Source organism: Nocardiopsis sp. FR4, assembly GCF_009830945.1.
GTDB lineage: Bacteria > Actinomycetota > Actinomycetes > Streptosporangiales > Streptosporangiaceae > Nocardiopsis.
This window is the reverse complement of the sequence record NZ_VWVV01000054.1, coordinates 1-12,327: the sequence shown is the minus strand read 5'-3', so window position 1 is coordinate 12,327 and position 12,327 is coordinate 1. Positions and strand designations below refer to the sequence as shown.

The following is a 12,327-nucleotide window of genomic DNA, read 5'->3' as shown; positions in this document are numbered from 1 at the left end:
CTCCCGCGCCTGGGGCCACCACCCGCTCGCCCCCTGGGCGGACCTGGGCACCAACGTCTGGGCCGAGTTCGACGTGGACCCGTCCGCCGTCCCCCGGGGCCTGCGCCCCTACCTCTTCACACACTGACCCCGGGGGGAGGGGACCCGTGGGCGGGCGGCCGACGACCGCCCGCCCACGGACTCAGGTCCGGTTCGAGTATCTGCCGACGTTGGGCACCGGCGGGGTGTCCTTGGGCCGCCGGCCGATCTTGGACCCCAGCCACACCAGGGGGTCGTACTTGCGGTCGGCCACCCGCTCCTTGAGCGGGATCAGCGCGTTGTCGGTGATCCGGATGCCCTCCGGGCACACCTCCGAGCAGCACTTGGTGATGTTGCAGTACCCCATCCCGAACTCGTCCTGGGCGATGAGCCTGCGGTCGGCGGTGTCCTCCGGGTGCATCTCCAGCTCCGCCACCCGCATGAGGTAGCGCGGCCCCGAGAAGTGCTCCTTGTTCTCCTCGTGGTCACGGATCACGTGGCAGACGTTGTTGCACAGGAAGCACTCGATGCACTTGCGGAACTCCTGCATCCGCTCCACGTCCACCTGCTGCATCCGGAAGTCGCCCGGCTTCTTGGCCGGGTCCGGGGCGAACGAGGGGATCTCCCGCGCCTTCTGGTAGTTGTACGACACGTCGCACACCAGGTCCCGGACCACGGGGAAGGTGCGCATCGGCGTCACCGTGACCACCTCGTCCGGTTCGAAGACGCTCATCCGGGTCATGCACGACAGTCTCGGGTGGCCGTTGATCTCCACCGAGCACGAACCGCACTTGCCCGCCTTGCAGTTCCACCGCACCGCCAGGTCCGGGGTCTGCGTGGCCTGGAGGCGGTGCAGCACGTCGAGCACCACCTCGCCCTCGTTGACCTCGACCCGGTACTCGGCGAGGCCGCCCCCGTCGCCGGAACCGCGCCAGACCCGGAACACACGCTCACTCATGACTGGCCCTCCTCGGCCGCCTCGTCCGCCGCCACGGTCTCGGGCAGCTCCTCCTTGGTCAGGTACTTGGCCAACTCGTCGTGCTCGAAGAGGCCGAGCAGCTCGGCCGGGATGTCGGCCACCGGTCGCCGGGTCAGCGTCACCCGGTCCGAGGCGTCCGAGCGCACCTCCAGGCTCACCCTGCGCCACTCGGGCGACATGCCCGGGTGGTCGTCGCGGGTGTGCCCGCCGCGCGACTCGGTCCGCTCCAGCGCCGCCGCGGTGACCGCGCGCGAGACCAGGACCATGTTGGGCAGCGCCAGCGCCAGGTGCCAGCCGGGGTTGTACACCCGGTCGCCGGGGGCGCTGAGCATGAGCGACCGCTCCGCCAGCTCGTCCAGGCGCTCCAGGGCCCGCTCCATCTCCGGGCCGCGCCGGATGATGCCGACCAGGTCGTTCATGGTCTCCTGGAGTTCGGCGTGCAGCGTGTACGGGTTCTCCCCGTCGCCCTGCTTGAGGAAGCGCAGCGCCTCGGCGGCGGCCTCGGACGCGGCCCGGTCCACGACCGCCCCGGCGTCCGGGCGCCCGCCCAGCCCGTCCAGGTAGGCGGCGGCGCCCATGCCCGCCCGGCGGCCGAACACCAGCAGGTCGGACAGCGAGTTGCCGCCCAGCCGGTTGGAGCCGTGCATGCCGCCCGCCACCTCCCCGGCGGCGAACAGCCCCGGCACGTCGGAGGCGGCGGTGTCGGCGTCCACCCGCACCCCGCCCATCACGTAGTGGCAGGTGGGGCCCACCTCCATGGGTTCGGCGGTGATGTCCACGTCCGCCAGCTCCTTGAACTGGTGGTGCATGGACGGCAGCCGCCTGCGGATCTCCTCGGCGGGCAGCCGCGAGGACACGTCCAGGAACACGCCGCCGTGCGGCGAGCCGCGCCCCTCCTTGACCTCGGTGTTGATCGCCCGCGCGACCTCGTCGCGGGGCAGCAGCTCCGGCGGCCTGCGGTGGTTGGCGGGATCGTCGTACCAGCCGTCGGCCTCCTCCTCGGTCTCGGCGTACTGGGAGCGGAAGACGTCGGGCACGTAGTTGAACATGAACCGTTCGCCGTCCGCGTTGCGCAGCACGCCGCCGTCGCCGCGCACCGACTCGGTGACGAGGATGCCCTTGACCGACGGGGGCCAGACCATCCCGGTGGGGTGGAACTGGACGAACTCCATGTTGATCAGCCCGGCCCCGGCCCGCAGCGCCAGGGCGTGCCCGTCCCCGGTGTACTCCCAGGAGTTGGAGGTGGTCCGGAACGCCTTGCCGATGCCGCCGGTGGCCAGGACCACGGCGGGCGCCTCGAAGACCACGAAGCCGCCGTCCACCCGGCGGTAGCCGAACGCGCCGACGATCCGGCCCGGTGCGTCGCCGTCACCCCCTTCGGTGATCAGCCGGGTGATCGCGGTCTCGGCGAACACCCTGATCCGGGCCTCGGGGTCTCCGAGTTCCGCGGCGTCGGCCTGCTGGAGCGCCACGACCCGCTGCTGGAGGGTGCGGATCATCTCCAGCCCGGTGCGGTCGCCCACGTGCGCCAGTCGCGGGTACTCGTGGCCGCCGAAGTTGCGCTGGCTGATCCGGCCGTCGGCGGTGCGGTCGAACAGCGCGCCCCAGTACTCCAGTTCCAGGATGCGTTCGGGGGCCTCGCGCGCGTGGAGTTCGGCCATGCGGGGGTCGTTGAGGAACTTGCCGCCGCGGATGGTGTCGCGAAAGTGCACGCGCCACTCGTCGTCGGCGTTGGCGTTGCCCAGCGCGGCGGCGGCGCCGCCCTCGGCCATCACCGTGTGCGCCTTGCCGAACAGCGACTTGGAGATGACCGCCGTGCGCTTGCCCTGCTCGCGGGCGGCGATGGCGGCGCGCAGCCCGGCTCCGCCCGCACCGATCACCACGACGTCGTACTCGTGGCGGGTGATCTCGGGCTGTGTCGTGGGGGGCATGTGGTGGTGCCTTCCTTCCCCTGGCTCAGTTGAGGATGCGGAGGTCGTCGATGGTGCCGCTGGCGATCAGGGCGATGTAGGCGTCCGTGATCATCAGGGTCGCGATGCTGAACCAGCCGAAGAGCATGTGGCGGTGGTTGAGCGTGGAGATGCGGCTCCACATCCAGTAGCGGACCGGGTTGCGGCCGAAGCTGTTCAGCCGCCCGCCGAAGACGTGGCGGCAGGAGTGGCAGCTGAGCGTGTAGCCCCACAGCATGATCACGTTGACGAGCATGATGACGTTGCCGAGCCCGATCCCGAACCCGCCGTCGGTGCCGTGGAAGAAGGCGATGAGCATGTCCCACGTGTTGATGCCGGTGATCACGAAGGCGGCGTAGAAGAAGTACCGGTGGCCGTTCTGGCCCAGCATCAGCGGCCGGGTCTCCCCGGTGTAGGTACGGTGCGGCTCGCGCACGGCGCACGCGGTGGGAGCCTGCCAGATCGAGCGGTAGTAGGCCTTGCGGTAGTAGTAGCAGGTCAGCCGGAACAGCAGCAGGATCGGCAGGCTGACCAGCGCGTAGGGGAACAGCGGCGGGAACTCCACGGGCAGTCGGCCCAGCAGCGCGGCGTCGGGGTCGCACTGCAGGGCGATGCAGGGGGAGTAGAACGGCGTGAGGTAGTGGTGCTCCTGGACCCAGTAGTGGTCCTGCTGGAACACCCGCAGTGTGGCGTAGATGACGAAGGTGGCCAGGCCCAGTGTGGTGAGGATCGGGCCGAGCCACCAGCGGTCGGTGCGCAGTGTGCGCTGCGGGATGCGCGCCCGGCTCGTCGGGAGCCGTGTGCTGTCGGTCGGGGACACCGTGGTCTTCCACCTCCAGGGAGGGCCCGGCCGGGCGGGGTCGCGGTACCCGCCTTCCGTCGGCCGTGGCCGGTCTCGCCGTGCCCGGCGCGGCTGCGGGGAGAGCCGTGCGGGTCCGGTCTGCAACGCAACGTTAGGTCGTTGTGATCACGGTCACGTCCCGGATGCGGGAAACAGCCGAGAAAGCAGTGTGAAATAGGCCACTTATCTTCGCTGTTTTATGGGTTTTTGTCACCCAAAATCGCGTAAAGTCCGTTGCGGAAGCCCAGTGGTGTCCGTGGCGGCAGTGCCTTGTGGTAGAGGAGATCGCCCGCCCGCGGACGGGTGCTCCCCGGCGGCGGGACCGGTCGGCGGAGAGGGGGTGAGGGGGAGGATCAGTCCTCGCCCTCGGAGAGCAGCACCTCCAGGTCCGGTCCCAGCTCCTCCTCCGTCATTCCCAGGAGGAATCCGTTGAGGTGGCGGCGGAACGCCTCCGCCGAGTGCGAGGGCTCCACGTCCCTGCGCCGGGCCAGCGCCACCGTGCGCAGCAGGCGGGGCCGGGCCAGGGGGGTGCCGCGCAGGCCCGGCCGGTTGCGCAGCACCATGCTCGGCACCACCGCCAGCCCCAGGCCCGCCTCCACGAACCGCAGCACCGCGTCCATCTCGCCGCCCTCCACGGCCAGCTCCGGTTCGAATCCCGCCGCCCGGCACGCGCGCAGGGTCGCCTCCCGCACGTCGTAGCCGCGCCGGAACATCACCAGCGGGCGCCCCTTCAGCTCGGTGATGCGGATGGAGGCCCGCCCGTTGGGGGAGGGGCCGGACATGGGGCTCGCCACCACCAGGTTCTCCCGCAGGATCGGCGTGGTGGAGAGCTCGGGGTCGCTGCTCTGCAACGGCAGGATGATCAGGGCCAGGTCCAGCTCGCCCCGGCCCAGGTCGCGGATGAGGTCGCGCGAGCCGCTCTCCTCCACCTGGAGTTCGATGCCGGGATAGCGGGTATGGAAGTCGGAGAGCACGTCCGCCAGCAGCCCCCCGCACAGCGACGGGGTCGCGCCCAGGCGCACCCGGCCCCGGCGGACCCCGGCCAGCTCCGCCACCTCCCGGCGGGCCGTCTCCAGGTCGGTGAGCATGCGCTGCGCCAGTGGGAGCAGCGCCTCGCCCGCCGGAGTGAGTGTGATATTCCCCCGGGCACGACTGAATAACGGCGCACCCAGCTCACGCTCAAGACTGCGGATCTGTTTGCTCAAGCTCGGCTGGGCGACGCGGGAAAGCTCTGCTGCGCGGGTGAAATGGCGCGTGCGGGCCACGGCGACGAAGTAGGCCAGCTGCTGGAACTGCATGGTTCATAGCCTATGTCTATCGACGCCAGCATCATGATGACTTGGACGCCGGACTTAACCGAAATTTAAAGTTACAGGTTGTGGCGAACAGTACCTTGACCAAGAAGCGGTCTACGGCCTACGGGTCCACGGTGGCGCTCAAGGCAGCGATGGCGGTCACCGGGGCGATCCTTGTGCTGTATTTGATCGCGCACATGTACGGCAACCTCAAGATCTTCTCGGGCCAGGAGGCCTTCGACGGGTACGCGCACAGCCTCCGCGAGCTGGGCTACCCGATGCTGCCCGAGAACGGACTCCTGTGGATCCTCCGCGTCGTCCTGCTGGCGAGCGTGCTGATCCACATCTACGCGGCGGTGGCTCTGTGGGCCCGCGCCCGCAGGGCGCGACCGGCCGCCCAGCGCTACAAGGTGAACAAGCGCGTGGCCCGCAGCTACGCGTCCTACACCATGCGCTACGGCGGTGTCCTGATCGCGCTCTTCGTGATCTTCCACATCCTGCACCTGACCACGAACCACATCGCCCCCGGCGGTAGGTCGGACAGCCCCTACGAGCGGCTCGTGAACGGGTTCCAGCCCGAGTTCTGGTACGTGACCCTGTTCTACGTGCTGTCCGTGATCATGGTGGGTCTCCACCTGCGGCACGGTATCTGGAGTGCCCTGGCCACCCTCGGCGCCAACATGTCGCGCCGGCAGGGAACGCTCAACGCCATCGCGCTGGGCATCTCCCTGATCGTGACCGTCGGCTTCCTGCTCCCGCCCCTGGCGGTCACCTTTGGACTGGTGAGTTAATTGTCTGACAACGACTTCTTCCTCGTCGGCGACCCGATCAAGGACGAGAAGGCGCCCGAGGGCCCGATCAACGAGCGCTGGGACAAGCGCCGTTTCTCGGCCAAGCTGGTCAACCCCGCGAACCGGCGCAAGCTCTCCGTGATCATCGTCGGCACCGGTCTGGCCGGAGCGTCGGCCGCGGCGACCCTGGGCGAGGCGGGCTACAACGTCACCTCGTTCTGCTACCAGGACAGCCCGCGCCGCGCCCATTCCATCGCCGCGCAGGGCGGTATCAACGCGGCCAAGAACTACCGCAACGACGGCGACAGCATCTACCGGCTGTTCTACGACACCGTCAAGGGCGGCGACTTCCGCTCCCGCGAGTCGAACGTCTACCGCCTGGCCCAGACCAGCGTCGAGATCATCGACCAGTGCGTGGCCCAGGGCGTGCCCTTCGCCCGCGAGTACGGCGGTCTGCTGGACAACCGCTCCTTCGGCGGCGTGCAGGTCTCCCGCACCTTCTACGCGCGCGGCCAGACGGGCCAGCAGCTGCTCATCGGCGCCTACCAGGCCCTGGAGCGCCAGGTCGCGGCGGGCACCGTCAAGATGAACACCCGGCACGAGATGCTGGAGCTCATCGTCGTCGACGGCAAGGCGCGCGGCATCATCGCCCGCGACATGGTCACCGGCGAGATCGAGACCCACTTCGCCGACGCCGTGGTCCTGGCCAGCGGCGGCTACGGCAACGTGTTCTTCCTGTCCACCAACGCCATGGGCTGCAACGTCACGGCCACCTGGCGGGCGCACCGCAAGGGCGCGCTCTTCGCCAACCCGTGCTACACGCAGATCCACCCGACCTGCATCCCGGTCAGCGGCGACTACCAGTCCAAGCTGACCCTGATGAGCGAGTCGCTGCGCAACGACGGCCGCATCTGGGTGCCCAAGCAGCACGGGGACACCCGCGACCCGCGCCAGATCCCCGAGGACGAGCGCGACTACTACCTGGAGCGCATCTACCCGTCCTTCGGCAACCTGGTGCCGCGCGACATCGCCTCCCGCGCCGCCAAGAACGTCTGCGACGAGGGCCGCGGCGTCGGCCCCGGCGGCCTGGGCGTGTACCTGGACTTCGCCGACGCGATCCAGCGCATGGGACGGGCCGCCGTCGAGGCCAAGTACGGCAACCTGTTCGACATGTACCAGCGCATCACCGGCGAGAACCCCTACGAGGTTCCGATGCGCATCTACCCGGCCGTGCACTACACCATGGGCGGGCTGTGGGTCGACTACGACCTCCAGAGCACCATCCCGGGCCTGTTCGTGACCGGCGAGGCCAACTTCTCCGACCACGGCGCCAACCGCCTGGGCGCCAGCGCGCTGATGCAGGGTCTGGCCGACGGCTACTTCGTCCTGCCCAACACCATCAACGACTACCTGGCCGCGGGCCCGTTCGAGAAGATCGACGAGTCCCACCCGGAGGCCGTGGCTGCCAAGGAGCAGGTCACCTCCCGCATCGACACGCTGCTCTCCATCCAGGGCTCCCGCACCGTCGACTCCTTCCACCGGGAGCTCGGCCACATCATGTGGGAGTACTGCGGCATGGAGCGCAACGAGGAGGGCCTGACCAAGGCCATCGAGCGCATCCGCGAGCTGCGCGCCGAGTTCTGGCGCGACGTCAAGGTGCTCGGTACCAACGACGAGCTCAACCAGGCCCTGGAGAAGGCCGGCCGGGTGGCCGACTTCCTGGAGCTGGGCGAGCTCATGTGCATCGACGCCCTGCACCGCCGCGAGTCCTGCGGCGGCCACTTCCGCTCCGAGAGCCAGACCGAGGACGGCGAGGCCCTGCGGCACGACGACGAGTTCGCCTACGTCGCGGCCTGGGAGTTCGGCGGCGAGGACAGCAAGCCCGTGCTCCACAAGGAAGCCCTGGAGTACGAGTACGTCGAGATGAAGCAGCGGAGCTACAAGTGAACATCACCCTGCGCGTATGGCGTCAGAAGGGCACGGACGACGAGGGGCGGCTGGCCACCTACAAGCTCACCGACGTCTCCCCGGACATGTCCTTCCTGGAGATGCTCGACGTCCTCAACGAGAAGCTCACGCTGGAGGGCGAGGACCCGGTCGCCTTCGACCACGACTGCCGTGAGGGCATCTGCGGTGCCTGCGGTGTCGTGATCGACGGCGAGGCCCACGGCCCGGAGCGCACCACCACCTGCCAGCTGCACATGCGCAGCTTCAAGGACGGCGACACCATCACGGTGGAGCCGTGGCGGGCCAAGGCCTTCCCGGTCATCAAGGACCTGGTCGTGGACCGCGGCGCGTTCGACCGCATCATCCAGGCGGGCGGCTACATCAGCGCCCCGACCGGCACCGCGCCGGACGCCCACGCCATGCCGGTCCCGAAGCCGGACGCGGACCGCGCCTTCGACGCCGCGACCTGCATCAGCTGCGGCGCGTGCGTGGCGGCCTGCCCGAACGCGTCCAGCATGCTGTTCACCGCCGCGAAGGTCACCCACCTGGGCATGCTCCCGCAGGGGCAGCCCGAGCGGGCCTCGCGCGTGGTGAAGATGATCAACCAGCAGGACGAGGAGGACTTCGGCGGCTGCACCAACATCGGTGAGTGCGCCGCGGTCTGCCCCAAGGGCATCCCGCTGGACACCATCTCCCAGCTCAACCGCGACCTGCTGGGCTCGCTCAGCAAGGGCGTCGGCTAGTCCCGGCTCCCCGCGTCGCACGGGCCGCGCCCCCTCGGGGCGCGGCCCCCGCCTTTTCCCAGAAGCGGGACAGTCATGATCGAGGGGGCATGAGCTTCCTGAGCCGCTCGGCGATCTCGGGCACATCCACGAGTTCGCCGGTGGTGACCGCGATGACCAAGTCGTAGGCCGCGTTCTGGTCGGGCCTGCCCACATCCTGGTTGTTGAGGCGGAGAAACACCTTGGCGCTGATCCAGGCCAGTCTCTTGTTCCCGTCCGACAGGGGGTGGCCGATGAGAAGGGACTGCATCAGGGCAGCGGCCTTCTGCCACAGGTCGGGGTAGGCGTCCTCGCCGAAGGCAGTGGTCTGGGGACGCAGCAGCGCCGCGTGGAGTTGGCCGGCATCCCTCACCGTCACGTACGGGGGCAGTGCCGCATCGATGATCGCCGCCGTGTCGGCCTTCGTCAGGTAGTGCGTCACTCGGCCAGCCTCGCCAGCAGTTCGGCGTCCTCCTTGGCGATTTCCAACGCGTACTGGCGTACTCTCTCCGTCTGACGGCGCTGGAGGAACTCCGTGAGCGCCACGACGACCTCGGTGTTGACGCTGTTGCCGTCTTCCTCGGCCGCGGCTCGGATCCGGTTCTGTATGTCCTCAGGCAGACGCACGTGCATGCTCATGGAGAGATGGTACCCGCAACTGGTACCAGGCCATGGGATCAATTCGCGCCGCCGGGAGCACGCCCCCCGGCGGCGGGTCCGGCGGGGCTCAGGCGGCGGCGGGCCGCAGCATGCAGTAGGCCGACGGGCCCGAGGGGCCGTTGACGGCGCGCACCACCCGGAAGTCGTAGCCCTCGTAGTAGCCGATGGAGGCGGGGCTGGTGGTCTCCAGGTAGACCGGCACGCCGTCGGAGTCGGCCCGGGCCAGGCCCGCGCGCAGCAGCCGCGAGCCCACGCCCCGGCCGCGCACCGCGGGGTCGGAGCCCAGTATCGACAGGTACCAGTGCGGCTCCTCCGGGGCGTGCGCCTTGAGCTCGCCCAGGTATCGGGCCACCTCCGGCAGCCGGGACAGCCCCACCAGGCGGGCCCAGTGCGGCAGCGAGCGCAGGAACACCGTGGGGCCGTCCGCCCGGTGGCCCGGCGGCGCCCACAGGGCCGCGCCCCGGACCACCGGGCCGCGCGCGGGGTCCTCCGTGGACTCGGCCACGCTGGCGTGACCGCTCGGCACGTAGCCGAACCCGGCCAGCAGCGCGCACGCCCGGGCGGTCTGCCCCAGGCGCAGGCCGTCGTCCGGAAAGAGCCACCGGAAGAGCGGATCACGGCAGAAGGCGCGGCCGAGGGTCCGCGCCACACCGGGCACGTCGTTCATGGTCGCGGTGCGGACGGCCTGCTCCGCTGCTGCCGTGGGGTCACGGGCGGTGCCTCTTCCCTGTCACCGGGGGTCTGATCACCGCTCATGGTAGATCACGGAAACGTCACGGGTGGGGTGTTTCCCGGAAAGTCGGGAACGCTTTCCGTGCAGCTCAGGAAGGGTCGCGCAGCAGGAAGTAGGTGGTCCCCGCGTCCGGGCTCTCCACCTCGCGCAGCACCCGGAAGCCGAACCGCTCGTAGAAGCCGACCGCCTTGTCGTTGAGCGTCTGGGTGAACACCGCCAGCCCCTCGGAGTCGGCGCGCTCCAGGCCGGGGGAGAGCAGTCCGCCGCCGATCCCGGTGCCCGCGACGGCGGGGTCCACACCCAGCGTGGCCAGGTACAGGTGGGGCTCCTGGGGAGCGGCCAGCTTCCACTCGGCGAACACGCGCACGAAGCCCGCCAGCCGGGAGCGGCCGATCAGGGAGGCCCAGTGCGGCCAGGTACGCAGCGACACCAGCTGGCCCTCGGGGTTGGCGCCGGGGGGTGCCCACAGCGCCGCGCCGCGCACCACGGGGGCGTCCTCGGAGTCGTCCCTGGCCTCGGTCACGCTGGTCCGGCCCACGGGAACGTAGCCCCAGCCCGCGACCAGGGCGAAGAAGCGCCGCATCCGGGCCACGCGCAGCTCGTCGTCGGGGAACAGCCAGTGGAAGAGGGGATCCTCCTGCGCCGCTCTGCTCAGGACGCGGGCGATACCGGCCACGTCGTCGATGGTGGCGGGGCGGGCGGCTGCGGTGACGATCGGACTCATCCCTGGTTCTCTCCGGGTCGGGGCCATTGGCTCATGTTAGATCACGGAACTGTCACGACAGTGCCGTGGTGGGGGCGGGAGCACCGGATGTGGCCTCCGCGACAGAAGAGCTGCCCGAGACCGGCTGGTCGAACACGTGCGCGCGCACCCAGGCGTGCATGGCGATCGCCGCTGCGGCTCCGGCGTTGATCGACCGGGTCGAGCCGAACTGCGCGATGGACAGCACCGCCCGGCACACCCGGCGGGCCTCCTCCGACAGCCCCGGCCCCTCCTGGCCGAACACCAGCACCGCCTCCCGGGGCAGGGGGTAGGTCTCCAGCGGCACCGCGCCGGGGAGGTTGTCCACGCCCAGCAGCGGCAGCCCCCGCTCGGACGCCCACGCCACCAGCGCCTCGGTGTCCGGGTGGTGGTGGACGTGCTGGTAGCGGTCCGTCACCATCGCGCCGCGCTTGTTCCAGCGGCGGCGGCCCACGATGTGCACCGCCGCGCACCCGAACGCGTTGGCGGTGCGCACGACCGAACCGATGTTGAAGTCGTGCGACCAGTTCTCCACGGCCACGTGGAAGGGGTGGCGCCGGGTGTCCAGGTCGGCCACGATCGCCTCGCGCCGCCAGTACCGGTAGCGGTCCACCACGTTGCGGCGGTCGCCCTGGGCCAGCAGCTCGGGGTCGTAGTGGTCCCCCTCCGGCCAGGGGCCGGCCCACGGGCCCACACCCACCTCGCCGCGCGCCTCGTCCTCCCCGTTGTCCGGGGCGCGCGAGGCGGGACCGTCGCCGGGACCGGCGGCCGTCGGTGGCAGGAGGCTGTGTGCGGGGTGCTCGTTCATCCGTTCCAGCTTACGAACGCCCCGGAGGACCCTGGCGGCTCCCACAGGATGACGCCCCCGTGGGAAGTCCCGGCCCCGGATGGTCCGGGCCCCGCCGCCAACCTGGGCCGCCTCGGTGATCTTGGTTACCGTGCCGCCCGCGAGGGCCTCGGCGGCGGGGCGCCGGGCCGGCCATGGTGCTCCCCGGGGATCGGGGACCCGCGCCCCGGCCTTCCCCCTCAGGCCCGGCGCCGTCGCGCCCGGCGGACGAGCAGGGCCGCCGCGCGCCAGCCGAGCATGGTCGCGGCCAGGAACACGGAGGTGACCACGACGAAGCTCAGCGGCGCGTTCTCCCCGGTCAGCAGGCGCAGCACCATGCCCCCTGCCACGGTCACCGCCCACACGAACACCCCGGTCGGCCAGATGCGGACAGGCGCGGTCCAGGCCAGGGTGGCCACCCATCCCAGGAACACCGCCGCGGCGAAGGGCCAGGCGGTCGCGGCGACGGAGGCCAGGGCGGTGCCGGTCTGGTGGTCGACCTTGCCGATCACGACGAAGGCGAGCACGCAGGCCAGATCGGCGAGCAGGGCGACGGGAGCGGCGGGCGACAAACGCATGCGACCAGGCTATCCGCGCTCCCCCGACCCGCCCGGGCGGGTCGGGCGACCGGTGCCGTGCGCGGGCCACCGCGCACGGATGCGCGACGACGACCCGGAACTGACCCTGCCGCACCCGCGCGCGCACCTGCGGGCGTTCGTGCTCCAGCCGTGGCTGGACACCGACCCCCTGGCCCAGCTGCCCGGCCGCGGCCCGGTCGCCGACCT

At 70.6% G+C, this 12,327-nt stretch carries 13 protein-coding genes and 2 pseudogenes; 5 read left to right on the top strand and 10 right to left on the bottom strand.

Translation table 11 applies throughout. From position 1 onward, the window contains the following. Positions 1-127, top strand: a pseudogene (locus tag FYW95_RS27150) (ATP-binding protein); the annotation flags it as partial. 54 nt (positions 128-181) lie between these two features. Here the strand turns inward: FYW95_RS27150 and FYW95_RS27145 are convergent. The 4 genes from FYW95_RS27145 to FYW95_RS27130 form a co-directional block, all read right to left on the bottom strand. Then, positions 182-976 (bottom strand): succinate dehydrogenase/fumarate reductase iron-sulfur subunit, encoded by a 795-nt coding sequence (locus FYW95_RS27145; RefSeq protein ID WP_159945592.1) that lies wholly within the window; start codon positions 974-976, stop codon positions 182-184. Next, positions 973-2,928, bottom strand: coding sequence for a fumarate reductase/succinate dehydrogenase flavoprotein subunit (locus FYW95_RS27140; RefSeq protein WP_159945591.1), 1,956 nt, complete (start codon positions 2,926-2,928; stop codon positions 973-975). Before FYW95_RS27140 ends, FYW95_RS27145 begins: the two co-directional genes overlap by 4 nt. Before the next feature lie 25 nt (positions 2,929-2,953). Continuing rightward, a complete protein-coding gene (locus tag FYW95_RS27135) occupies positions 2,954-3,766 on the bottom strand; it encodes a hypothetical protein (RefSeq protein WP_159945590.1) in 813 nt (270 codons plus the stop codon). A gap of 374 nt (positions 3,767-4,140) precedes the next feature. Further along, the gene (locus FYW95_RS27130) at positions 4,141-5,085 is read right to left on the bottom strand and encodes a LysR family transcriptional regulator (protein WP_159945589.1); all 945 of its coding nucleotides are present in this window, start codon (positions 5,083-5,085) and stop codon (positions 4,141-4,143) included. Positions 5,086-5,216: 131 nt separating this feature from the next. Between FYW95_RS27130 and FYW95_RS27125 the strand changes: the two genes are divergently transcribed. Genes FYW95_RS27125 through FYW95_RS27115 form a run of 3 tightly spaced genes read left to right on the top strand, consistent with a single transcriptional unit; the run spans position 5,217 to position 8,563 of the window. Beyond that, positions 5,217-5,873, top strand: coding sequence for a succinate dehydrogenase cytochrome b subunit (locus FYW95_RS27125; RefSeq protein ID WP_159945594.1), 657 nt, complete (start codon positions 5,217-5,219; stop codon positions 5,871-5,873). After that, the gene (locus FYW95_RS27120; RefSeq protein WP_159945588.1) at positions 5,874-7,820 is read left to right on the top strand and encodes a fumarate reductase/succinate dehydrogenase flavoprotein subunit; all 1,947 of its coding nucleotides are present in this window, start codon (positions 5,874-5,876) and stop codon (positions 7,818-7,820) included. After that, positions 7,817-8,563: a succinate dehydrogenase/fumarate reductase iron-sulfur subunit gene (locus FYW95_RS27115; protein ID WP_159945587.1), complete on the top strand. Its 747-nt coding sequence runs from the start codon at positions 7,817-7,819 to the stop codon at positions 8,561-8,563. The genes FYW95_RS27120 and FYW95_RS27115 overlap by 4 nt, the downstream gene beginning before the upstream one ends. A 73-nt stretch (positions 8,564-8,636) precedes the next feature. Here the strand turns inward: FYW95_RS27115 and FYW95_RS27110 are convergent, their stop codons facing one another. From FYW95_RS27110 to FYW95_RS27085, 6 genes are all read right to left on the bottom strand, one after another. Then, positions 8,637-9,023: a type II toxin-antitoxin system death-on-curing family toxin gene (locus FYW95_RS27110; protein WP_159945586.1), complete on the bottom strand. Its 387-nt coding sequence runs from the start codon at positions 9,021-9,023 to the stop codon at positions 8,637-8,639. Then, complete coding sequence (locus tag FYW95_RS27105) at positions 9,020-9,220, bottom strand: Arc family DNA-binding protein (RefSeq protein ID WP_159945585.1); 201 nt, start codon at positions 9,218-9,220, stop codon at positions 9,020-9,022. The genes FYW95_RS27110 and FYW95_RS27105 overlap by 4 nt, the downstream gene beginning before the upstream one ends. Before the next feature lie 88 nt (positions 9,221-9,308). Further along, positions 9,309-9,908 carry a GNAT family N-acetyltransferase gene (locus tag FYW95_RS27100; RefSeq protein ID WP_160050997.1) on the bottom strand — a complete coding sequence of 200 codons (600 nt, stop codon included), beginning with the start codon at positions 9,906-9,908 and terminating at the stop codon, positions 9,309-9,311. 154 nt (positions 9,909-10,062) lie between these two features. After that, positions 10,063-10,698, bottom strand: a complete 636-nt coding sequence (locus FYW95_RS27095; protein ID WP_159945583.1) for a GNAT family N-acetyltransferase — start codon at positions 10,696-10,698, stop codon at positions 10,063-10,065. A gap of 52 nt (positions 10,699-10,750) precedes the next feature. Next, positions 10,751-11,524 (bottom strand): TrmH family RNA methyltransferase, encoded by a 774-nt coding sequence (locus tag FYW95_RS27090; RefSeq protein WP_159945582.1) that lies wholly within the window; start codon positions 11,522-11,524, stop codon positions 10,751-10,753. Between the two features lie 218 nt (positions 11,525-11,742). After that, positions 11,743-12,120, bottom strand: coding sequence for a DUF3054 domain-containing protein (locus FYW95_RS27085; RefSeq protein ID WP_159945581.1), 378 nt, complete (start codon positions 12,118-12,120; stop codon positions 11,743-11,745). Between the two features lie 85 nt (positions 12,121-12,205). Here FYW95_RS27085 and FYW95_RS27080 point away from each other — a divergent pair. Continuing rightward, positions 12,206-12,327: pseudogene (locus tag FYW95_RS27080) on the top strand (2-amino-4-hydroxy-6-hydroxymethyldihydropteridine diphosphokinase); the annotation flags it as partial.